Origin of the sequence: Pseudomonas sp. IT-P2, from assembly GCF_949767575.1 — a bacterium.
Lineage (GTDB): Bacteria > Pseudomonadota > Gammaproteobacteria > Pseudomonadales > Pseudomonadaceae > Aquipseudomonas > Aquipseudomonas pharyngis.
Window position 1 is genome coordinate 494,131 of record NZ_CATKQA010000033.1, and the last position, 21,742, is coordinate 515,872.

25 protein-coding genes, 1 tRNA gene and 1 pseudogene are annotated in these 21,742 nt (G+C 58.4%); 12 read left to right on the plus strand and 15 right to left on the minus strand.

Annotated features, from left to right (window positions below; all coding sequences use genetic code 11):
* Window positions 1-48: 48 nt before the first annotated feature.
* Window positions 49-537 carry a DMT family transporter gene (locus tag ACM6JM_RS18450; RefSeq protein ID WP_074691062.1) on the minus strand — a complete coding sequence of 163 codons (489 nt, stop codon included), beginning with the start codon at window positions 535-537 and terminating at the stop codon, window positions 49-51.
* A 78-nt stretch (window positions 538-615) separates the two neighbouring features.
* On the opposite strand from ACM6JM_RS18450, the gene ACM6JM_RS18455 reads away from it, so the two are divergent.
* The 8 genes from ACM6JM_RS18455 to ACM6JM_RS18490 all read left to right on the plus strand — a co-directional run bounded on the left by ACM6JM_RS18455 (window position 616) and on the right by ACM6JM_RS18490 (window position 6,440).
* Window positions 616-1,527, plus strand: a complete 912-nt coding sequence (locus ACM6JM_RS18455; RefSeq protein ID WP_414882306.1) for a LysR family transcriptional regulator — start codon at window positions 616-618, stop codon at window positions 1,525-1,527.
* A 19-nt stretch (window positions 1,528-1,546) separates the two neighbouring features.
* On the plus strand, window positions 1,547-2,284 hold the full coding sequence (locus ACM6JM_RS18460; RefSeq protein WP_414882307.1) for a hypothetical protein: 738 nt from the start codon (window positions 1,547-1,549) through the stop codon (window positions 2,282-2,284).
* Window positions 2,285-2,319: 35 nt separating this feature from the next.
* Window positions 2,320-3,042 (plus strand): hypothetical protein, encoded by a 723-nt coding sequence (locus tag ACM6JM_RS18465; protein ID WP_414882308.1) that lies wholly within the window; start codon window positions 2,320-2,322, stop codon window positions 3,040-3,042.
* 3 nt (window positions 3,043-3,045) lie between these two features.
* Window positions 3,046-3,462 (plus strand): fosfomycin resistance glutathione transferase, encoded by a 417-nt coding sequence (gene fos, locus ACM6JM_RS18470; RefSeq protein ID WP_414882309.1) that lies wholly within the window; start codon window positions 3,046-3,048, stop codon window positions 3,460-3,462.
* A 60-nt stretch (window positions 3,463-3,522) separates the two neighbouring features.
* Entirely contained in the window at window positions 3,523-4,161 is a 639-nt protein-coding gene (locus ACM6JM_RS18475) for a LysE family translocator (RefSeq protein WP_039772730.1), read from the plus strand.
* Between the two features lie 76 nt (window positions 4,162-4,237).
* A complete protein-coding gene (locus ACM6JM_RS18480) occupies window positions 4,238-5,587 on the plus strand; it encodes a diguanylate cyclase domain-containing protein (RefSeq protein WP_414882310.1) in 1,350 nt (449 codons plus the stop codon).
* Window positions 5,588-5,705: 118 nt separating this feature from the next.
* The gene (locus ACM6JM_RS18485; protein ID WP_080770669.1) at window positions 5,706-5,861 is read left to right on the plus strand and encodes a KGG domain-containing protein; all 156 of its coding nucleotides are present in this window, start codon (window positions 5,706-5,708) and stop codon (window positions 5,859-5,861) included.
* A gap of 75 nt (window positions 5,862-5,936) precedes the next feature.
* Entirely contained in the window at window positions 5,937-6,440 is a 504-nt protein-coding gene (locus ACM6JM_RS18490) for a DUF4142 domain-containing protein (RefSeq protein ID WP_064594055.1), read from the plus strand.
* Window positions 6,441-6,489: 49 nt separating this feature from the next.
* Here ACM6JM_RS18490 and ACM6JM_RS18495 read toward each other — a convergent pair whose 3' ends face one another.
* A complete protein-coding gene (locus tag ACM6JM_RS18495) occupies window positions 6,490-6,900 on the minus strand; it encodes a low affinity iron permease family protein (RefSeq protein WP_039772727.1) in 411 nt (136 codons plus the stop codon).
* A gap of 224 nt (window positions 6,901-7,124) precedes the next feature.
* On the opposite strand from ACM6JM_RS18495, the gene ACM6JM_RS18500 reads away from it, so the two are divergent.
* Both ACM6JM_RS18500 and tam read left to right on the plus strand, forming a co-directional pair.
* Window positions 7,125-8,210 (plus strand): type I restriction endonuclease, encoded by a 1,086-nt coding sequence (locus ACM6JM_RS18500; RefSeq protein ID WP_085666786.1) that lies wholly within the window; start codon window positions 7,125-7,127, stop codon window positions 8,208-8,210.
* Window positions 8,211-8,371: 161 nt separating this feature from the next.
* Window positions 8,372-9,142 (plus strand): trans-aconitate 2-methyltransferase, encoded by a 771-nt coding sequence (tam, locus tag ACM6JM_RS18505; RefSeq protein WP_414882311.1) that lies wholly within the window; start codon window positions 8,372-8,374, stop codon window positions 9,140-9,142.
* Between the two features lie 39 nt (window positions 9,143-9,181).
* Here the strand turns inward: tam and ACM6JM_RS18510 are convergent, their stop codons facing one another.
* Window positions 9,182-9,910: a class I SAM-dependent methyltransferase gene (locus ACM6JM_RS18510; RefSeq protein WP_414882312.1), complete on the minus strand. Its 729-nt coding sequence runs from the start codon at window positions 9,908-9,910 to the stop codon at window positions 9,182-9,184.
* Between the two features lie 523 nt (window positions 9,911-10,433).
* On the opposite strand from ACM6JM_RS18510, the gene ACM6JM_RS18515 reads away from it, so the two are divergent.
* Complete coding sequence (locus tag ACM6JM_RS18515; RefSeq protein WP_103386805.1) at window positions 10,434-10,802, plus strand: DUF6124 family protein; 369 nt, start codon at window positions 10,434-10,436, stop codon at window positions 10,800-10,802.
* Window positions 10,803-10,881: 79 nt separating this feature from the next.
* Here ACM6JM_RS18515 and ACM6JM_RS18520 read toward each other — a convergent pair whose 3' ends face one another.
* The 4 genes from ACM6JM_RS18520 to ACM6JM_RS18535 all read right to left on the minus strand — a co-directional run bounded on the left by ACM6JM_RS18520 (window position 10,882) and on the right by ACM6JM_RS18535 (window position 13,197).
* Window positions 10,882-11,280, minus strand: a complete 399-nt coding sequence (locus ACM6JM_RS18520) for a hypothetical protein (RefSeq protein WP_414882313.1) — start codon at window positions 11,278-11,280, stop codon at window positions 10,882-10,884.
* On the minus strand, window positions 11,261-12,406 hold the full coding sequence (locus ACM6JM_RS18525; protein WP_103386807.1) for a polymorphic toxin type 44 domain-containing protein: 1,146 nt from the start codon (window positions 12,404-12,406) through the stop codon (window positions 11,261-11,263). Before ACM6JM_RS18525 ends, ACM6JM_RS18520 begins: the two co-directional genes overlap by 20 nt.
* Before the next feature lie 147 nt (window positions 12,407-12,553).
* Window positions 12,554-12,748: a hypothetical protein gene (locus ACM6JM_RS18530; protein ID WP_103386808.1), complete on the minus strand. Its 195-nt coding sequence runs from the start codon at window positions 12,746-12,748 to the stop codon at window positions 12,554-12,556.
* A 44-nt stretch (window positions 12,749-12,792) separates the two neighbouring features.
* Entirely contained in the window at window positions 12,793-13,197 is a 405-nt protein-coding gene (locus ACM6JM_RS18535; protein ID WP_103386809.1) for a type II toxin-antitoxin system HicB family antitoxin, read from the minus strand.
* A 228-nt stretch (window positions 13,198-13,425) separates the two neighbouring features.
* Between ACM6JM_RS18535 and ACM6JM_RS18540 the strand changes: the two are divergent.
* Window positions 13,426-14,199, plus strand: a pseudogene (locus ACM6JM_RS18540) (hypothetical protein); the annotation flags it as partial.
* A gap of 793 nt (window positions 14,200-14,992) precedes the next feature.
* Here the strand turns inward: ACM6JM_RS18540 and ACM6JM_RS18545 are convergent.
* The 8 genes from ACM6JM_RS18545 to atzF form a co-directional block, all read right to left on the minus strand.
* Window positions 14,993-15,289: a hypothetical protein gene (locus ACM6JM_RS18545; RefSeq protein ID WP_103386810.1), complete on the minus strand. Its 297-nt coding sequence runs from the start codon at window positions 15,287-15,289 to the stop codon at window positions 14,993-14,995.
* An 8-nt stretch (window positions 15,290-15,297) separates the two neighbouring features.
* Window positions 15,298-15,552, minus strand: coding sequence for a hypothetical protein (locus ACM6JM_RS18550; RefSeq protein ID WP_256587046.1), 255 nt, complete (start codon window positions 15,550-15,552; stop codon window positions 15,298-15,300).
* 355 nt (window positions 15,553-15,907) lie between these two features.
* Window positions 15,908-15,981, minus strand: a tRNA-Gly gene (locus ACM6JM_RS18555).
* Window positions 15,982-16,151: 170 nt separating this feature from the next.
* Window positions 16,152-17,036 carry an alpha/beta fold hydrolase gene (locus tag ACM6JM_RS18560; protein WP_414882314.1) on the minus strand — a complete coding sequence of 295 codons (885 nt, stop codon included), beginning with the start codon at window positions 17,034-17,036 and terminating at the stop codon, window positions 16,152-16,154.
* Between the two features lie 316 nt (window positions 17,037-17,352).
* On the minus strand, window positions 17,353-18,045 hold the full coding sequence (locus ACM6JM_RS18565) for a pseudouridine synthase (protein WP_414882315.1): 693 nt from the start codon (window positions 18,043-18,045) through the stop codon (window positions 17,353-17,355).
* Between the two features lie 33 nt (window positions 18,046-18,078).
* Complete coding sequence (locus ACM6JM_RS18570; RefSeq protein WP_085648617.1) at window positions 18,079-18,309, minus strand: cysteine-rich CWC family protein; 231 nt, start codon at window positions 18,307-18,309, stop codon at window positions 18,079-18,081.
* On the minus strand, window positions 18,302-19,789 hold the full coding sequence (locus ACM6JM_RS18575; RefSeq protein ID WP_414882316.1) for a diguanylate cyclase domain-containing protein: 1,488 nt from the start codon (window positions 19,787-19,789) through the stop codon (window positions 18,302-18,304). The genes ACM6JM_RS18570 and ACM6JM_RS18575 overlap by 8 nt, the downstream gene beginning before the upstream one ends.
* A 168-nt stretch (window positions 19,790-19,957) precedes the next feature.
* Entirely contained in the window at window positions 19,958-21,730 is a 1,773-nt protein-coding gene (gene atzF / locus ACM6JM_RS18580) for an allophanate hydrolase (protein WP_414882317.1), read from the minus strand.
* Window positions 21,731-21,742: the final 12 nt, after the last annotated feature.

The window sequence follows — 21,742 nt, forward strand, 5'->3', positions numbered from 1 at the left end:
GATGAAAAAAACGACAAACCCGGCGCGTCAGTGCCTACGCCCGAACCCTTATCCAACGGCTGTGGCGCTCTTTTCCAGCACTGGGGAGAACTGAATCAACAATACTCCCGCCACCAACAACAGCGCGCCGAACAGGCGCGGCAATGTCAGGTGCTTCTCCACCAGCCCGAACAGGCCGAAGTGATCCAGCACGATTGACGTGATCATTTGCCCGGCCAGGGCCAGCGCCAGAAATCCCGAGGCCCCCAGCTTTGGCAGCAACACCACCGCCAGTGCGACGAAGCACACCCCGAACGCCCCGCCGGTCCACATCCACAGCGGCAGCTTGCCGAGCGGGGCCAACGACGGCAGTGGCAAGCGCAGGACGACAATCACCGGCAACAACACCAGCACGCTCACCACCAGCGAGGTGAAAGTCGCCCACAGCGGATGCCCCAACCCCCGCGCCAGATTGATATTGATCGCACTCTGAAACGGCACCACCGCCCCGGCGAATACCGCCAACAGCAGCAATCCGACCCACTGCATCGTTCCCATGATCGTTCTCCGGCAAGGTTTTGCTGGACTCTAGGGTATTCGTCGCGCAGATTTAAATTCTGTTTTGGTATCCGGAACATGCATCGAATGAATGATCTGCGCCGCATCGACCTCAACCTGCTGGTAATCCTTGACGCCTTGCTCGGCGAGCAACACGTGACCCGCGCCGCCGAGCGTCTGCACCTGAGTCAACCGGCGGTCAGCCACGCATTGGCGCGTCTGCGCGACTTGCTCGGTGATCCATTGTTGGTGCGTGCCGGTTCGGGGCTGATGCCCACCGCGCGGGCGCTGGAGCTGGCGGCGCCGCTGGCCGAAATTCTGGCCCAGGTGCAATCGCTGCTGGCGCCGAACACCTTCGATCCGGCCAGCGCCCGTCGGACCTTTCGCCTCGCGATGTCGGACTACGGCGCGGCGATCATCCTGCCCGGGTTGATTCGCACCTTGCGCGCGGAAGCACCGGGCATCGACCTGCAAATCAGCCATGCCAGCCGCGAAGGCATGGTCGAAGGCCTGCTCAATGGCGACATCGACCTCGCCGCCGGCGTACTCCCCGAATTGCCCGGCGAACTGCGCAGCACGCCGCTGTTCGAGGAACGCTACGTGTGTTTGCTCGATCGCCACAGCCTGCCGGCCGACGGCCAGCTCGACCTGCCAACTTATCTCTCCCGTCCCCATGTCTTGCTGGAAATGCGCGGCAGCGGCACCCCGGAAATCGAACGCACCCTGACCTCCCTGCGCGAACGCCGCCGCGTCGCCATCAGCCTGCCGCACTGGAGCGCCGCGCCACGTTTCATCAGCGGCACGGACCTGATCCTGACCGTCGCTTCGCGGGCGTTGAATGAGGTGGATGACCAATCGCTGATCGTCGTGCCGCCACCGTTTGAAATTGCACCGTTCACGTTTGTCTCGGCGTGGCACAAGCGGCGGGGCGGGGATCAGGCGTTGAACTGGTTGAATCGGCGGATTGAGCAGGGGATAGTGCGCGGCTGAAAACATCAAGGAGCGGGGCGTGACAGTGAAGTCTGGGGTTGTTGTGGGGCTGGCGCTTTGTGGGGCGCTGATGGCGGGGCAGGTGTTGGCTGATTGTGTGCCTGAGCCGGTGGCGGGTGATCTGGATTTCTCCGTGTGCAAGGAGTGGCCGGCGTATCCGGGGTTGATCATCAGCGCGAATGCGAAATTTGAGCGCAGCTCCGTGCCGGAGAGCACCGACACGAGCGGCACCTATGATTTCAATTTATCGGTCTTGAAAAGCGACCAAACGAAACCGGTTGCCACTTATCACCAGGCCTCCGCTTTCTTCTCGGGTGGGGTGGCATTGCGAGATATCTCGCTTGATACCGCACGCTACAAACTAACCCCAGAAGTACGGGCGTTTGGCGTTCGCGTGCAATTCACCAATGCCTCTCGCCTCAACCCGCTTGAAGAAACGCACCTCTCTCTTTATGTGAGAGAGGGCGATAAGTTACGTCCCGTGCTAAGTCAATTAGTGGTTTATGAGTACGGCGGTGAATGGGACGGTGATTGCGCCGGCGAGCGATATGAGACGACCAGAACGGTAGAAATCGCCAAGACCAGCTCCCATGGTTATGCCGATCTGATCATCAAAACCAAGACGACAGGGACGACCAATGTCGTCGAAGGCGACACTTGTGAAGATAAGATCAGTGTCAGCAGCCCTGAACTGACAACCCTTCGCTACGACGGAAAATCATACGTTTTGCCTAAAGGTTTCAAAGCCATCGAGTGATACAGAGCCAACGCGACTTATTTCAAGGAAGAACAATGTTCACTCCAACTCGACTTTTCATCGCCCTCGGCTTGCTGGCCATCACCGCTCCAGCCCAGGCCCAGGTTTCCTGCGTCACCAAGGATTACAACGACCAGTCATTGGCACGCTGCAAGGCATGGCCGGCGTTCAAGGATCAGGCGATTGCCCTCAAATCCACCTACGTGCCGGATGCTGGTAGTGACGATGCCGGTGTGTTTGATCTGGATCTGGCGATCATCGACACCAGCAACTGGAAGACGCTAGCGACGTATGCGAAACCCGGTGCCTACAATTCCGATGCCATTCGTTTCACCGATCTGCTGGTCGATACCGCTCGCTATCGGCTGGCCCCGGATGTTCGCGCGTTCGGGCTGCGGTCAAAGTTCTCGCACAATTCAAGCGCCATTCCCTACGAAAAAACCGACCTGACACTTTATGTGCGCGAGGGTAATAAACTGCGCCCGGTACTTGATGGCCTGGTGGTCTACAAGAACAACGGTGAGTGGCTGGAAAACTGTGTGGGTGAAGGTCAGCAAATTCGCCGAACCGTGGAAATCGGCCCGACCAGCCACAATGGTTATTCCGACCTGATCGTCACCTCAAGCGGCACGGCGATGAAAACCGTCAAGGCCGGCAAGGAGTGCGTTTCCCAGGATTCCCCACTGAAGAAAACCCAAATCACCCTGACCTACGACGGCAAGCAATACCTCATCCCCGAAGACCTCAGAGGTTACTGACCGATGCTCACCGGCCTCAACCACCTGACCCTCGCCGTCACCGACCTGGATCGCAGTCTCGGGTTCTACCGCGACGTGCTGAAGCTGCGGGTCGAAGCCACCTGGGACGCCGGTGCCTACCTGTCGCTCCCGGGCCTGTGGTTGTGCCTGTCCCTCGATCCGAAGCGCCATCCCGAGCCCGCCGCCGACTACACCCACTACGCCTTCAGCATTGGCGCGGCGGATTTCCCGCTGTTCGTACAGCAGCTTCGCGCCGCCAACGTGCAGGAATGGCGCGACAACCGCAGCGAAGGCGCGTCGTTCTACTTCCTCGACCCGGACGGGCACAAACTCGAAGCCCACGTCGGTGATCTGGCCTCGCGACTGGCCGCGTGTCGGCAAAAGCCCTACGCGGGCATGGGTTTTTTCAACGAGTCGTGAATATTCACAAACTGCTGGGATAGACTGGCGGCCACGTTTTCCGGGACTTGCAGGTTTTCCATGACTCCATCGTTGCTAATGGCCGTGCTGGCTTCGGGTTTCATTTACGGCATCACGCCGGGGCCGGGTGTGCTGGCGGTGTTCGGTATCGGCGCCGCACGTGGGCGGCGGGCTGGGGCGGGGTTCTTGTGCGGGCATCTGCTGGGCGACGTGATCTGGTGCAGCACCGCGCTGATCGCGATTGTCGGCGCCCGGGAAATCGGCAGCACCGCTTTCGATGTGCTCGGCGTACTCAGCGGCCTGTACCTGTTCTGGCTCGGCTGGCGTGCGGTGCGGGCCAAACGCAGCAACGGCGATCAGCCGCAGGGTGCGGCGCGTCAGCCGTTCTGGCACGGCATCCTGTTCGGCCTGACCAACCCCAAAGCCTACCCGGTGGCGGTGGCAACCTTCACCGCGCTGCTGTCGAGCCGCGCCGAACTGCTCAACTGGTCGATGCTGCCGATGCTGATCGCCTTGAGCTTCCTCGGCGGATTGCTCGCCTACGCTATCCTCATTGGCATCGTCGGGGCGCGACAGGTGCGTACGTTGTACCAGCGTCATGAACTGGCGATCACCCGGTTGTGCGGGATCATGTTCATCGGTTTTGCCATCAACGCGCTGGTGCATGCACTGCCGGGGTTGATGCCGAACAAGGCTTGAAATCGATCGCAGGATGCGAGGTCGGGGTCAGGGACGGTGGATCAGCGCTGCATTGTCCGGACACCTTTTCTGAACCATGGAAAGCCGAAATTCCGCGCCGTTGGCGAGTTACATCGATCTGTTGCTGGACGCCGTCTGTGCCGTGGACAAGCAGGGCCGTTTCGTTTTTGTCAGCGCAGCCTGCGAGCGGATTCTCGGCTACACGCCTGACGAACTGATCGGCCAGTCGATGATCGACTACGTCTACCCGGCCGACCGTGAGCGCACCCTGGCTGCCGCGAGCGACATCATGGGCGGCGAGCCCAAGCACAATTTTGAAAACCGTTATGTGCGCAAGGACGGCAGCGTCGTGCATATCCTGTGGTCGGCGCGTTGGTCGGAGGTCGACCAATTGCGCATCGCCGTGGCCCGGGACATCACCGAGCGCAAACTCGCCGAATCTCGGCAGGCGGCGCTGTACGCCATTTCCGAAGCGGCCCATGCGGCGGAGGATCTGCTGGCGCTGTTCAAGCGCATCCACATGATTATTGGCGAGTGGCTGCCGGCGCTGAATTTCTCCGTGGCGCTGTACGACGAACATTGCGCGCAGCTGAATTTTCCCTATCACGTCGACGATGACGAGCTGCAACCGGAGCAACCCGGCACCGTCACCGGTCGCCTGTGTGCGGAAGTGATCCGCAGCCGCCAGCCAATCCTCCTGACCCCGGATTGCCCCCACGCGCCGCCGGAGTTCGCCGCGCTGGTGGCCGGGCAGCAATCGCCGTGCTGGCTCGGCGTACCGCTGAGCTCGAAAGACCGCACCATCGGCGCGCTGATCGTCAAAAGCCTGCCCGGTGGCGAGCGCTACACCGAACGCGACAAGGAACTGCTGCAATACGTCTGTGCCCAGGTCGCCACCGCCATTGAACGCCAACAACTGCACGCCCGCCTGCGGCGCATGGCGCAATACGATCAATTGACCCAGTTGCCCAACCGCGAACTGCTGCGCGAACGCCTCAAGGCTGCTCTGAACCATGCGCGGGAACAGTCCGGGCACATGGCGCTGCTGTACGTCGATCTGGATCGCTTCAAACAAGTCAACGACACCTTTGGCCATGCGGTGGGCGACATGCTCTTGCAGGCGGTGGCCAACCGGCTCAAGGGCTGCGTGCGCGAGACCGACACCGTGGCGCGGATTGGCGGCGACGAATTCGTGGTGCTGCTGCACAGCGTCCACGCCGCCGACGATGCCGACAGCGTGGCGGAAAAAATCCGACAGGTATTGGTGCAACCCCTGCGCCTGGACGGGCACAACCTGCACATCGAACCGAGCATTGGCGTGGCCCGATATCCCGAGCATGGCGACGAGGAACAGCAACTGTTCCGCCACGCCGACCAAGCCATGTACGCCGCCAAACGTTTGAATCATCGCGCGCTGGACCACTGACGGGCATCTCACCGTTCGTCGCGGCGACGGCAACTTTTCTAAACCTTTGGCGGTCAGGAAATTCTCAATCTAGGCGGGCACCTGCTCGCCGCGATCAAATACCAAGGGGTAGAGAATCATGCCTAATTCAAGAAACTCGAACTCGGGAAACTTCGCCAACGATAAGACCAAGGCGTCTGAAGCCGGTCGCAAAGGTGGGAAAACCACCACCACGACGGTCGACAAAGAGCCTAAAACCGACATGGGCCGCAAGCCTGCTCAAAAGTCGAAGTAGTCGGTGAAGGTTGTTTTGATTGAGAGGCGGGGGCGCAAGCTCCCGCTTGAATCTGCAAAGAAGGAGGGCGCGACCATGAGCCGGATGGCCACCCGAGTACGCCACATCAGTTTTGTCAGCCTGCTGGGGTTGTTCGCCAGCAGCGCGTTTGCCCAGTCGCCCGCCGACTTCATCAATGAGGCCTCGGCCAAAGGCATGGCCGACATTGAGGCCAGTCGTCTGGCGCACAGCAAGGCCGAGTCCAAAGAGGTCAAGGATTACACCATCGTCGTCATCAACGACCGCACAACCGCCAACCAGCATCTGGCGAAAATCGCCAAGAAACTGGACCTGCCGGTGGCGCCCCGCGAAGAAGTTGCCGACAAGGCCAAAGCGCTGATGCCCGAAGTCAAAGAAGGCGCCAGCTTCGATCAGGCCTACGCCGCCAGCCAGGTCAAAGCCACGGAAGAGGCCATTCAGCAGATCCAGCAGGAGGCTCAGACCACCGACGTGCCGGAGATCAAGGCGTTTGCCGACGAGACCCTGCCAAAACTGCAGAGTCATCTGGAAATGGCCCGAGCCCTTCAGGCTAGTCGCTGAATCCGCAGCAATGAAAACGGCGCTTTTTTAGCGCCGTTTTTTTTGCCTTTCAGCATTCATTCAGATCCTGCTTCGGCTTGCTCTTGTCCCCCAGACCTTCCAGGTCAAACACCTCATTCTCACCCATCGCCCGGTAATGCCGACGCAGTGCCTCCAGCTGCTTGAGATCCAGCGACTCCAGCCCGAGCATCGCGTTCTGCGCTTCCTTGTTCACCCGCAGCAGTTCATCGAGTTTCAAATGCAGGATGTCGGTATCGCGGTTCTGGGTGTTCTGGATCAGGAACACCATCAGGAACGTGATGATCGTGGTCGAGGTGTTGATGATCAGTTGCCAGGTGTCGTTGTAATCGAAAATCGGCCCGCTCAACCCCCAGAGCCCGATCAGAATCAACGCCCCCATGAACGTCTTGGGGCTGCCGGCCCAGAGGGCGAGCTTCTGGGAGATTTTTGCGAATTTCATGGCCGTTTTCCTTGTTGGGGGCGCTTGAAATTCAGACATCGGAGGGGGGCGGAAAATTCTACTTACAGAGACGTGCTGTCTTTGAAACTTGACTGTTCCAGGTCCCGGTTTTGAACACTTTTGGAAGTGGGAACTTTCTTTGTATGGGTTTGCGTCTAGGATGAAATGGCAGTCAATTTGCCAGCATGCGAGTGCACGGATAGAAACCCAGTCAGAGGCCGCTCATGGAATTCTTCGAAAAGTTAGCCAGTCTTGCCGCCAAAGTCCGGTTGCAGAGCGCTGCAATCCAGACGGAAGAAGCGACAAAAAATGCGTTTGTCATGCCTTTCATCAGTACTGTTCTGGGTTACGACGTGTTCGACCCGACAGAGGTGACGCCGGAATTTGTTTGCGATATCGGCACGAAGAAGGGCGAAAAAATCGATTACGCCATCATGAAAGAGGGCGAAGTGCAGATCCTCATCGAGTGCAAGAAAATCGGCGAGCCACTGCACATCAATCACGCCTCGCAGCTGTTCCGTTATTTCCACGTAACCAGCGCTCGAATCTCCATCCTCACCAACGGCCAGGTCTACAAGTTCTTCACTGACCTGGATGCGCCGAACAAGATGGATGAAAAACCCTTCCTTGAACTGGACCTTCTGGACATTGATGAATATTCGGTGCCAGAACTTATCAAGCTCACCAAGTCTGCGTTCGACGTTGATTCGATCATCAACGCGGCGGGTGAGCTGAAGTACGTCAGCCAGATCAAAAAAGTTATCGCCTCGCAAGTCAGCAAGCCGGATGACGATTTCGTCAAAGTGTTTGCTTCGCGTGTCTACGACGGAGTCATTACGCAGAAGGTGCGGGATCAGTTTCACGAACTGACGAGAAAAGCGGTCGTTCAATTTCTCAATGACCAGATCAATGACCGCCTCAAGTCGGCCATGAGTGGTGCGATCCAGCCGGCGCTAGCGTCTATTCCGGCCGCGTCTGGAGGGACGGATCCAGTAGATCCCCGTGACGAATCCGACGATAAGGTTTTGACCACTCTGGAGGAACTGGAGGGGTATCACATTGTTCGTGCATTGGTTCGATCTGTGGTCGATGCCAAACGAATCGTTCAGCGCGATACACAGAGCTACTTTGGCATCCTGCTGGACGATAACAACCGAAAGCCGATTTGCCGCCTGCATTTCAACCGTTCGCAGAAGTACATCGGCATTTTCGACGAGGAGAAAAACGAAACCCGCCATCCCATTAACTCCGTGGATGATATCTACGAGTATTCAGATCAGTTGAAACAGACTGTGGGCTATTACGACTAGTGTGGGATTTTCCAAAGAACCGGCCATCGGCCGGTTTTTTTATGCAAGCGAAGTCCGCGAAAAAGGTGCTTGCCGCAGTCACGTCTTAAGTCGGATAGGGGATGCGCAGGGAGTCGATGTATCGTAGGGAACCACTGCAAAAGTCCTTACAGGAGAACGCAATGACCTGGTCCGCCAAGCAATACGTCACTTTCGAAGATGAACGCACCCGCCCGGCCCGCGACTTGCTGGCGGCAATTCCCACGCCCGAGGCGCGTTCCGTGGTGGATATCGGGTGTGGTCCGGGCAACTCGACCGAGTTGTTGGTGGAGCGTTTTCCGGGGGCGAAAGTGCAGGGGCTCGACAGTTCGCCGGACATGATCGATGCCGCGCGCAAGCGTCTGCCGCAGTTGCAGTTCGCGGTGGCGGACATCGATAAATGGGCGGATGCAGGGCCATTCGATGTGATCTTTGCCAACGCCGTTTTGCAGTGGGTGCCGGATCACGGGACGTTGCTGCCGGCGCTGGCGGGCAAGTTGGCGCAGGGCGGCAGCCTGGCGATTCAGATGCCGGACAACCTCAACGAGCCGTCCCATCGGTTGATGCGCGAAGTGGCTGCCAACGGGTCGTGGGCCAGCAAACTGGCGGGCGCGGCGGGGCAGCGGACCGAGATGGCGGATGCCAGTGCCTATTTCTCGATGCTGCGGCCGCATTGCGCACGGGTCGATGTGTGGCGCACCACGTATCACCATCAGCTGGCGGGCGGGGCTTCAGGCGTTGTCGAGTGGTTCAAGGGCAGCGGTTTGATTCCGTTCCTCAGTCCGCTGACGGAAGCGGAGCGGGCGGACTATCTGGCGCACTATCTGGCGGAGGTCGCGAAGGCGTATCCGGCGCTGGCGGACGGTTCGGTGTTGTTGCCGTTTCCGCGGTTGTTCATTGTCGCCACACGTTGATACGAAATAGGGCCGATTTGATCGGCCCTTTCTTTACGGTCAGCGCTGTACAGCGACCAGCATCATCATCGGCCGCTCGCGCTCTTCAGCGAGGGCCGGTTGCGCAGCCACTTCCTCATCGCTCGGGCCCCATTCATTGACGTGTTGAATCGTGAACCCGGCGTCGATCAATGCATTAAGCAGCGTCCCGACCGTGCGGTGCTGCTTGATCACCCCGTCGGCCAGCCAGTTGGTCACCCGCTCGCCTTCCATCTGATAACTGTCCAGCGGCCAGCGCTTGTTGCCTTCGCTGTCGATCAGCCAGCCCGGATTGCGCGGTGCCATGAAGATCGGGTGCTCGATGGAAAACACAAAATGCGCTCCGGGTTTAAGTGCCGAATGCAGGTTGGCGAACAGCCCCGAAAGATCCTTGATGTAGTGCAGGGCCAGTGAGCTGTAGGCCAGATCGTAAGTGCACGCAGGCAAGTCGAGGTGTTCCAGGTCGGCACGTTCGTAGCGGATGTTCGCGGCCGAAATAGTTTCCTTCGCCCGCTCGAGCATTTTCTCCGAGACATCCAGACCCAGCACTTGGGCAGCGCCGTGTTCGCTGGCCCAGCGGCAGAACCAGCCGTAGCCGCAGCCCAGATCCACCACCTGCAAACCGTGCAGGGAGGGCAACAAGGCTTTCAGCGCCGGCCATTCCGGCGCGGCATCGAGGCCGCCGATGGAGCGGTTCATCTGGCTGTAGCCCTGGAAAAACTCGGGGTCGTCGTAGATGTTCTGGGTCATGGGTTTGCTGCTCTTTTGAATTTGATTTGGGTGGTTCGGAGGCCACGGATTTGAATCCCTCGAACGGTGATGGCGCGTATTCGTCGATGGCCGCGCAGGGGGAGGGTGGTGGGCGATGGGGAAATGCTAGCGGGTCGTGGCGAGTGTGAGAACCGGGGGAGTGTTGGGGATCTGTAAACGCGGTTTTTCGCAACGGGATGTTTAAAGTATTAGCCCTGTTTACTGAACCTTCCCACAAGGTTTTCAGGTTGTCCGTCGGAAGTGCGGGCTCTAGCCTGTGAGGGGCGCTGATGAATCGGCGATCGGGATTGGAACCCCGGCGACTTCACTGAATGCAAAGCGTCGTTCATGACGTATGCTTGCGCACCTTGATGGTGTGCACTCTGTTATGGCGGCTGTGCGCGGGAGACTTAGAGTCTGTCGGGTTTTGCTTGGTGGCCCGGGTTCCAACCTGCGTACAGCTGCCACCCCTTCGCGTGGAACCGAATGGGGCAGCTCTAACCATCACACCGAGTATCAAATCATGTTCAAGCCAACCCCGAATCCCCCAGAAGTCGAAACCGACCCAGCGTCCCCGTACGTCTCGAACGACTGCAGAAAACTCAACGACGCCGCCAACCGCGCCCTCGATCACTACCTCTGCCCCGGCGCCCATGTCATGGGCACGACCAACCAACCCGAACCGATGTACTTCGCCAACCCGGCCTACGACACCGAATCCCTGCTGGCCAACGCCAGCGAATCCCTGGGCTCGGCCAGCGAAATGCTCAGCAACTTCGCCGCCACCCTCGACCCCACCCACCGCAGAACCGCGATAGGCATTGCGCAACTGGTGATGCTGGGTGAATTGGCGGTGAGTCAGGCGCTGGATCATGTTGAGGTGAAGAGTTAACTGCGTTGATGCAATGTTTTAGAAGGCATAAAAAAAACCGGCTCATTGAGCCGGTTTTTCTTTACGAAGGTTTTCTCCTTCAAGGTGCGCAGGGCTCCAACTGATCGACATCAGTGCCACTGCCAGCGCTACGGTCAACCTCGCCATTGTTCCCGATATGAATTTTAGTCGTGGGCCATTTCGGGGTGATCCTGATGCAATGGTTCTGCCCGGAATTACGCCAATCAAACTCCATAAAAAAATCATCATCGGGAAACAGATGCCCTGGTCCGCCCGTAGACTCTCCGGGGGCAAGGTTTCCGCGAAAGATCTCATTTTGCGTATTCAGCACAAACCTCAAATCACCTGTGGCTTCTTTCGAGAAATCAATCTCGACGCGTGGCACTGCGACGTACCAAACCAGATACGTCAACACCGCCAAAATAAGTACCCGCATGACGATATAGAGCGGGCGTCGCTTACTTGCATTCGTGGACACTGACTCCATCTCCCCAATTTTCAGGTGCTACGGCGAGCACTTCATCCATGACGATTTTTGCTGTAATTCCACCGTGCGGGTATCGCTTGTACAGCTTCACACCAATACTGATAGAAACCCTGTCAGCGACGTCATCCCAAGCCCGCAGCCCTTCGACACCCGGTGACTGACGTGGCCCGGGTTTGTTCTTCCAGTCTTGGGCTTTACGAATCGAGTCCGATGCGATCTGTTCAAGTCCTGCACCATCCAGCAAAAGGCTTTCGGATAGTCCTCCCGCTCTGCCGACATAACCGTAATGGATGTTCGACCAGATGTCGTAGAAGTATTCGTATTTCCCGTGTTTGTAGTAATACGAGCCGAACCGCTTCTTGATAATCGGCTTGTGATCCCAAGGGCGATTCTGTCCAACCCGCTCCGTCCACAACGTCAATGCCGCTGCTTTCTTTCCCAGAGCCATGGTGTAGTAGTTCGGCGGTTCCCCGATTCGGGCATACCACGGCAGCTCCCGGTATTTCCTTGTCTCCGCTGCCGGATCGAAGCTGTTGGCATTTTTCATTTTCACGACCGACGGATGCAGGATATTCCGGTTCATCTCATCGGCAATGTAAGCCGCCACGGGCTCCATGTTATCGGGGTGAGTGCAGGCGGCAGGTTTCTTTTCTTCCTCAGGTTTGGCCCTCTTGGCTGGCGGTTTTTTTGGGGCGTTAGGATCGATAAGGGCACCCACAGCCGTTGCCTTGGTTTTCAACTGAGGATCGGCCAGCAGAGTGGCCATTCGTTCCTCATCAACCTTTCCGTCAGGGCGAATCGCACCCATTAAGGCGAAATCGATAACAGGACTACCAACGGCGCTCCCAAGAACAAAACCACCAAAGGTGTCGTCACTGCCGGTGATGATCGTTCCACCGTGACTGGTGGGGCTGGAGAGGTGAGCCATTGGTCGGCCGTTAATCAGAATCGATGGAAAACCGGTGGTGATCACTGCGCCACAGCCGCACGTATCGCCAACGCGAGCGGCGCCCATGAAATTGATATTGGTGTCAGCTGAGGCTGAGGCAATCGGGGTTGTGCCATGTCCTGGCAACGGGCAAACGTGTTTATCGCCCAAGCGTGCGGAAGAAAGCATGAGTCGTCCTTGTTGAATACATCCGTTAACCCCAAGCGTCCTCTTGGGTGTGCGAATGCTAGCGGAATCTCAAGGACTGGTCGCTGGGAAACGTCTGAAAACATGGCGAGCATCACGCCATGTTAGTGTGCGGCAATTCCTACAGGATCACTGGTCGTTCGTTCGTATGTCGTTCTTTTCCGTGGGCATTGGATAGTGCTCGTTCTCATATTGCTCGATAAGCACAGCGAGGTTTTCCAGTTCATTTCCATCGGATGATCCGGGTTCAGCCCCCCAGAGCTTTTCCATCCGAGCAAATGCAATGTTCAGGTCTTTTCGGTTACGGATGGTTTCGCTGTTCATGGCAGATTTTCCGTGCAGATCAGATCCATCGGGGTCGAGATTATTCACGAACTCAACATACGCAACGCAGTCGAAGCCAAAAACGCGGAACGACTCTTTTCCTCCGGATGCTGGCTGACGTGAAGGTCTATGCGGCTCAACAAGTAGCCTGGAAGTGTGATGTTGATCTCTTGGGTATTCCCCAGGCACTGACTGATGTCCACATCCACCAACGCCCATACGCAGTTTTCAAACCTCGGATCGGAAACATGGTTACTGACCTTGCTGGCGGCAGGTATCACGGCACCGCTCTCAGCGAGAATCGCGATGTGAGTTTCTATCGCCTCTTTGGCCATTTCCAACGCATGGTCCTGATCGTTTCCGGCGGAGAAACAACCGGGGAGGTCTGGTACTTCAACACCCCATGTTGAGTCGCCTTCGCTGGGAGATATTGCGATTGGATAAAGCATGCGGATTCGCCCCTGAATATGGTGCTACATATTGGACTCCGCCTCATAGGGCGGTTTCGGTCTTGGAGGGAGCGTACGGCGGAGCAGGGGATCTGCAATCAACGCTTTGTTTCTGAATTGTTCAGCGGAACAAATCAGGCTCTGAATTTTAGTCGGGGTTCCCATTCTTATTTCGCAGTTGGGAAAGGGTGAAGGGTTTGTGAGCAGCTGGGCGGACAGTTTTTTGCCGCCCGGACGGCGCTGCAGATCCCCAGGGGTGGCGAGGACATGGGCATTTATGCCTTTCCGGAGGAAGGCACGCGCGTTGTGGTGTGCTTTGCCTACGGCCTGCCGAACAAGCCCTACATTCAATCGATCTTGCCCCACGGTCTGAGCATGCCGAAGGTGCCGAATGGCGACCAGGTGTGGCAGCACAGCGGCACGGCTCAGCAGCGTGTCGACGCGGACGGCAACTGGCTACGCCAAACCGACGGCAAGATCCGGGATCACGCGATCGAGCGTGAGGTTGAAGCCCTGGACGACCGCGAGCAGTTCCAGAGCCACACGCGGGCCGTCGATGACCACTCGACCGAGACTGTTGGTGGTGTGAAAAAGATCGAAGCGCTGGGCGCGCTCAAGCTGCTGTCGGGCGGGGCGGCGAGCCTGGCGGCGGTGGACGATCAGCACCAGGCGACTGGGCGGGATCTGAACCTGGTTGTGGGACAGAAGCTCAACGCCACAGTGGGCGATGATATGCAGGAGCGGATCGAAGGATTACGTCGAAGCGTGTCGGCCATGGGGCAGCGGCTTCAAGCGCCGAAAAATTGGATCGGATCTGAGGATGTGAATCTGTTCAAGATCGTTTGCGACACACTCACGCTGTTGCAGGAGATGAACATCCAGTTAGCAGCGCATACCCATTTGCCAAGGCCAACACCGACTCCGAGTGATGCCACAGGCTTTACAACCAGAGCCACAAAAATAGCAGCGTTAAATACAAAACTGTCTCCAATCACTCTATAAAAAGAGTAACCGTCGCTGTTTTTTCTCTTTATCAAGAGCGTGTGCTGGTGAAATTCATTGCATAAAAATGTGGATAAACTTGGCCGGCCGAGTACAACTTACGGCCGGCCGGGAAATATACTTCCCCCGGGGCCTACCGTCCGTCGGATGGTGAACCGTCAACAGCGTATTACTACTCACATATGCACTTTGTTGAGCGTACATACAATCGCATTTGCCCCGGGGGCGGCAAACCCGCAAACTGTCGAGGTTTCGTCAATTTATCTTTAGGTGGCCGGCCAGAAAATGCCATGGCGCCGGCGCAGGATGCAGAAAGGCCGGGCGTGCGCCCGGCCTTTCTACGATAGCGGCGGGTGGTTTCCAAGGCTCAATCCTGTGATAGATTGATCCCCAGCACTCGACGCCCTACAGCTTTTGATACTCGCAACTCGAAAGGTTAGGGCGTAGCCATGTAGCAGTCAACCATACGGTTGCCGTTCCACCGTTAAAAGTTGCGTTAAAAGGTGTGTTAGTTTCGCTATAAAGCAAATTAATCAACCTTTAGTGCAAAAGTTAACTGCTCCGTTGAGTGCTTCGCTTAATGCTTCATTTTCTTGATGAGGCTCAGAAACTAACTTTGGAGTTCTATCATGCTTAGACTGATCGCACGCTTTGTCCCTGAAGAGCTAATCCGGCTTTTACAAACGGCCTATTGGTCAATCCGCCTGTACAGGATCTATCAGCAGATAGAGTGATCGCTGCATTGGCGGGGGCTTCGGCCCCTGCTTTTGATAAGTGTTGTGATCCCAGCTGACTACCCCTCTCGACACCACCAAGACTGTGCGTAGGCACAACCATCGATGTACTCAATGCCGCTGAGTACAAATCCTGTCACCGCCATTCCAGCAAGAGTGGCATCAATCAACGGTGGCAATGGATCCGGATCAAGCGGTATCCCCACCTTCGCGCAGGCGATATTTGTCGCGCGGCCTAACTTAGAACTGACTGCTGAATTCACCATCACGTTGGCCCTGATCGCGGGATAGCGGCGCCGTTCCTTAGGGCCGAGCGCGACGCCTCGCAATCGCATAGGGGTTACCAGTAAGTACATATGTCCCCTTATTCGTCGCATTCTATTTCGAGCATTGATTCCACGGCGAAGGCCAGCGCAGCGTCTGCGAACTCGAGCATGTCACTGAGATCATCTGAGTCAATTACCTGACCCTGGTGCAGTGCGTTGGCCTGCTTGAGCAATGCCTTATGGTGCGCGCCAGGCATGGCGAGCAGCGCCACATCATCGCTTGCCATTGGGCTAATGCTGAGGATTTTTCGGGATTTAAAGGGGACTGAGCCTAAAAATATCCTGTTCTTCATCCGTCATTCCAAGCCTTTTGTCTTCCTGCACTGGATGTGAACCCTCTTCGATTAAAAGGCCATTTACGGTTTGCGCTCTGTATTTACCGCAGTGTAGTGGTTTCCAATCGGTCAGAATCTTGATGGGAAACCGTACTCATGGATCATTCCTTTGAGCAAACTGTGTTTCTTGTGGCTGGAGAGAATGAAGAGTAGAGAGGGATACCGTATCTGCAATCAACGGTGTGTTTCTGAATTGTTCTTTGCCGAACAAGCAGTTGACCTCAAGACGCAGACATAAAAAAACCGGCCCTGCAGGCCGGTTTTTCTATTTGCGCATCCCCCGTCAAACCACGACGCAGGACATAAATTCGATTGGAGCGGGTGAAGGGAATCGAACCCTCGTTATCAGCTTGGGAAGCTGGAGTAATGCCATTATACGACACCCGCTCAGAGCGGCTGACTTTGTACCAGACTCGGCCACGGATTTGAAGTTTTCTTTGCACGCCAACTACGGAAAGTCTTGAAACAGAGCCGAAATCGGTCAATCGCGGGCAAGCGCTGCGGGCTGGAGGACGGCTGAATCTCAGCCTCGCAGGCTTGCTCGCGACGACACTGTTTCAAATGGCCAATGCATGGTGATCCTGGACAAACTGGTAACGCGTTCGGCTGGCCTGTTGCGCCGGTTTCAGGAAACCGAGCAGGGCGTTCTGGCTGTCCCGGCAGGCGGATTTGTGTTCCATGTCGAGGAAGTGCCCGGTGGCCAGCAGGGTGGTGAAGGTGCTCTGTGCGACGTGGTTGCCGAACAGTCGGGCGTCTTCGGCGGCGGTGTATTCGTCCCATTCGCCGTTCAGGAACAGCACCGGTACGTTGATTTTCTTCGCCGCGTTCAAGTAGCACTGACGGTCGCTGTGCAGCACGTCGTTGATGTGGAAATGCATCTGCCCGTATTCGTGCTCGGCCAGGCTGCTGACGTGGCGATAGTTGAAGCGCTTGAACAGCGACGGCAGGTGTTTGCCGATGGTGTTGTTGACGAGGTGGCCGACCCGGTCGCCGTCACGTTGGCCGAGGCATTCGACGCCGCGTTCGAGGTAATCGAGCATGTGCGCGTTGATCACCGGGGAGAACGAGCTGATCACGGCTTTTTCGATTCGCCGAGGTTGGTGAGCGAGGGCGACCATGGTCGCGGCGCCACCCCAGGAGAACGACAAAACGTGCTCGGCCGCGAAGTGATCGATCAGCTCCAGCAGGATCAGACCTTCGACTTCTTTCGTCAGATGTTTCTCGTGGCGGTTGTGGACTTTCGACTTGCCCGCGTAGGGCTGGTCGTAGCAGACCACGTTGAATTGCGGATGCAGATTTTTCACGGTTTGTGCAAACGACGCAGTCGTGGCCATCGAGCCGTTGACCAGGATGATGGTCTTTTCTGCGGCGTCTGCGCGATAGAACTCCGTGTAAACCCGATACTGACCCTGTATATCCAGCACAGCGATTTCTGGCCTCATGTCATAAGACTCCTGGCAAGCAAGCGGGTATGCGCGCAAATGAGATTGCACGAGCTTTGTGACAGGTAGGCATATGCCTGGAATTTTGTGGCCCATGTCGATCCGGTACGGCAGGTCGACGGGTGTTGTTATTGGCGGGCAGTCTGCCGGCTGAGGCGCAGCCCTTGAGGGCTGTCTACCGACAAAAAGTTTCTTGGATGTTATGTGTGACTCATCGGTCACAATTTGGCCGACGACCTGATTCAAGCAGGGGGATCCGGATCGCGCAAGTGCCGTTGGTAAATTGTTCGACAACTTCTGCTGAGCGGTCGGCTGCTTAGAACAAATGAATCTCTTCGGTGCGCAAAGCGCGGTACTCGCCCGGTTTTAGCGCGTGATCGAGCGGCAGCGGGCCCATGGATTCGCGGTGCAGGCGCAGCACTTTGTTGTTGAAGTGGCCGAACATGCGCTTCACCTGATGGTAACGACCTTCGACGATGCTCAACCGCGCAGTTCGCGGGCCGAGCACTTGCAGCTGCGCCGGTTGGGTGGTCAGGTCCTCGAAGGCGAAGTAGATCCCCTCGGCGAACTTGATCGCATATTCCGGGCCGATCTCCTGTTCGGTCTCGACGTAATAGACCTTCGGCAGTTTGGTCTGCGGCTGGGTCAGGCGCCGCGACCAGCTGCCGTCATTGGTGATCAACATCAGCCCGGTGGTGTTGAAATCCAGCCGCCCGGCGATGTGCAGGTCGTCTTTGTCCGGCTCATGGATCAGGTCGAGCACGGTCGGATGCTCGGGATCGCGGGTGGCGCTGACGCAGCCCTGCGGTTTGTACAGCATGAAGTAGCGCGCCGGCTTGCCGCTTTGCAGCACTTCGTCGTCGACGTCGACGCGGCTGAATTCCAGGACTTCGCTGTGGGGATCGCTGACGACTTTTCCGTCAATGCGCACGCGCTTTTCCACCAGCAACAGGCGAACCTGCTTGCGGTTGTAGCGGGGCAGGTTACTCAGGAAACGGTCGACACGCATGTTCAGCAATCGGCAGGAAGCGGGGCGCGCATCTTACGGGATCGACGGCTTGGCCGCTTGCAGTTGCGCCTCGACCTGGGCGCAGCGCGGGCACAGGCAGGACTTGTCGCGCAGTTCCGCCGGCAGGGCTTCGAGCACTGCCGGATCGATGGAAACGCCGTAGCACCAGCAGGCGCGGTCGGCGGTGCGCGGGTCGGCCAGGGTGCAGTCGTTGCGGGCGCCGCAGGCCGGGCAGAGGTCAGGTGTGTTCTTGGCGTCAGGCATAGGTCGAGTGAGGCATTTCCACGCAGGTGCGGTTACGGCCGGTCTGTTTGGCCCGGTACATCGCATGATCGGCCCGGGACAGCAGGCTGTGCAAGGTGTCATCCGGTTGCAGGGTGGTGGCGCCGATGCTGACGGTCAGATTCAGGGTGTGACCGTTGTAGGCATATTCATGCTTTTCGACGTGCTGGCGGATCTTCTCGGCAATCTTCTGACCGGTCTCGCCGTCGGTGTCTTTCAACAGAACGATAAATTCCTCACCACCCCAACGGCAGACGATGTCGGAATGCCGCAGGCAGCTTTGCAGATCCCGGGCGAACCCGATCAGCACCTGATCGCCGGCCATGTGCCCGTAGGTGTCGTTCAAAACCTTGAAGTGGTCCAGATCCAGCAGCAGCGCGGTCAGCGGTTTCGGCTCACGGTGCGCTTCGTGCAGCGCTTGCACGGCGAGCAGGTCGAAGCCGCGGCGGTTGGGCAGTTCGGTGAGGCTGTCGAGGGTGGCCTGGGCGTGGATTTTTTCCTGATAGCGGCGGATCAAGCGGTTGACCAGGGCCAGCACGATCAACGTCACCAGCAGGCAGATCAGCAGGTTGAGGTACAGCGACTGGCGGATTTCGCTCAGCGCGCCGTCTTCGCGTTTGTCGACAAACAGGTACCAGTTCAACTCTGGAATAAACCGCACGTTGAGGAAATGCCCCTGGCCATGGGTGGAATATTCATAGCTGCCGCTGTGGGGTTTGGGCAATTGGCTGACCAGGCTTTTCATGCTGTCGAGGTCGGTCAGGCTTTTCCCGACCCGCGCCCCTTCCGGCCCGCCCTCGGCGCCGGTCAGCACCAGTCGGCCGAAGGTGTCGACGAAGTACACACTGCGTTGATAGCGCTGCTGGTACTTGTCGATCAGCTTGATCACCGCATCCACCGTCAGCCCCACGCCAGCGGCGCCTATGAAGCGATCGTTGTAGTCGTAGACCTTGTAGTTGATGAAGAAGGTCATGTTGTCTTTGTTGGCCAGGTCCGGGTCGACGTTGATCTCGTACGGATCCTTCATGTCGCGCACGCGGAAGTACCAGGCGTCGCGCGGCTCGTCGATTTTCACCTGCTTGAGCACGCCCTTGGCGTGGTAGTAAGTGTGGGTGCTGTTGGACACGAAGAACGCGGTGTAGGCGCCGTAGTGGGTCATGACCTCGTCGAGGTAGCGGGTCATCTGGTCGCTGTCCTTCTCGCCGTTCACCACCCAGTCGCGCATGAAGGTGTCGCGGGACATCATCGAGGAAATCAGGATCGGTCTGACGAGGTCTTTCTGGATTTCCGAGTACACCGTGTCGGATGTCAGCGGCAGTTCGGTGTTGACGATGTTGTCGCGGATCGACGCCCGTGAGGCGTAGTAGCTGAGCAGCGAGGTGGCGAGGAAACCTGCGCCGAGCAGGGCGATCAGGGTCAGTACCAGCGAACGTTGGGAGTGAAACGCAGATCTGAGCGGCATTGGCAATTCCGTTGACAGTGACCCGATGGGCAGCATTCTAGTGGCACGGCGGGGAAAAGACTGCGGGATTTGTGCCTGAAATGCGGGGGGATCAGCCGGGCAGGGGTGTCTGGAGAATGGCTCGCTCATCCAGCCCCCTCCCGGAACGAAAGGAGGCCGGTTTTCGAATCAGTTTCCGGTTTGCAGATACGCGCGCCACCCACCCAAGTGGCTGATATCGATTGCACCTTCCAGGCCGTAGGGTTCGCAGATGAAACCGCTCTCCCAGCGGCCATCCGCCAGTTGCACCTTGCCCAGGCCCAGCGGCGCCGGGATGCCGGTCAGGAACGAGCCCAGCTCACGGCTCGGCAATTCCCAGACTTCCACCTCGATGGCCACGCCACCGTCGGCCACGCGCAGCATGCCGGGGCGCAACGGCGGGCCACCGGCCAGGGCATAGAGTTTGTAGTCCTTCGAGCTGTAGGTGGCCTCGATCAGGCGTGCGTCGCGCTGGCGCAGTTGCCAGTTCAGGGCCAGCCCGTCCAGGTGCGCACCGCAGACCACCAATCGTGCACGGTCATGGCGCGCCGGGTTGGTTGGCGTCGGCAGCCCGGGATTCTGCTGGCGCTGCAGGGCATCGGCGACACCCAGCAAGTACTGATCGGTGAACGCCCGGCCAAACAGCGTCACACCCCACGGCAGCCCGTTGGCCATGAAACCGCTGGGCACGGCGACGGCGGCGTAATCGAGCAGGTTCATGAAGTTGGTGTAGTAGCCCAGTTCGGAATTGCGCAGCACCGGTTCGGCGTCGAGTTCCGCCAGCGTCACCGGACGACCGATAGTGGGCGTGAGCACGCAGTCGAGTCCTTCCAGCGCTTTATCGCAAACGGCTTTCAGCGCTTGCAGGCGGTATTGCGCACGGAACGTCTGCACGCCGCTGACGGCCGGTGCTTTGGCCAGCACCGCGCGGATCACCGGCAGCACTGCTTCGGGATTTTCTTCCATCAACTCGCCGGCCACGCTGTAGCGCTCGGCCACCCACGGCCCTTCATAGAGCAACCGCGCCGCTTCGAGGAACGGCGACAAGTCCAGCTCGACCGCTTCACCGCCCAGAGCTTTCAGACGGTCGATGGCGTCGCCGAACAGCTGCGGGCCTTCCTCACAGCCGAAAAATTCCAGGTCTTGCGCACGCGGTACACCGAAGCGAAACGGCCGAGGCACACCGAACGCGGAGCCGTCGTTCCATGACGGATTGCTGCGGCTGTATTCGTCCCGTGGATCGAGGCGCGCGGTCAGCGCCAGTAGCTGACTGGCTTCCCGCGCCGTTGCGGTGAACGTGGTGACGCAGTCCAGCGTGCGACAGGCCGGCAGCACGCCGGCGGTGGAGATCAGGCCTTTGCTGGCCTTCAGTCCAACCAGATTGTTCAACGCCGCCGGCACCCGGCCGGAGCCGGCGGTGTCGGTGCCCAACGCGAAACTGGCTACACCGAGCGCCACGGCCAGTGACGAACCGGCGCTGGAGCCGCCCGACGGATACTCCGGCAACACGCTGTTCGGGCAAGCGCCATAGGGCGAACGGCTGCCGTTGAGGCCGGTGGCGAACTGGTCTAGGTTGGTCTTGCCCAGCGGGATCGCCCCCAGCGCCAGCAGTTGCTCGACGATGGTCGCCGAACGCTCCGGCACATAGGCGAACGCCGGGCACGCGGCGGTGGTGGGAATGCCGGCGAGGTCGATGTTGTCCTTGATCGCGAACGGCACGCCATACAACGGCAGGCTGTCGAGGTCGCGACCGTCGAGGGCGGCCAGATACGGTTCCAGTTCTTCGACGCTGAGCAAGTGGATGAACAGGTGGTAGTCCGGGTTCAGCGCCGCCGCTTTGTCCCGCAGCGCCAGCAGCAGTTGCCGCGGTGTGGTGTCGCCATTGCGGTAGGCCTGGCGCAGGGCATCGAGTTGCAGATTCATGGGTTGATCCTT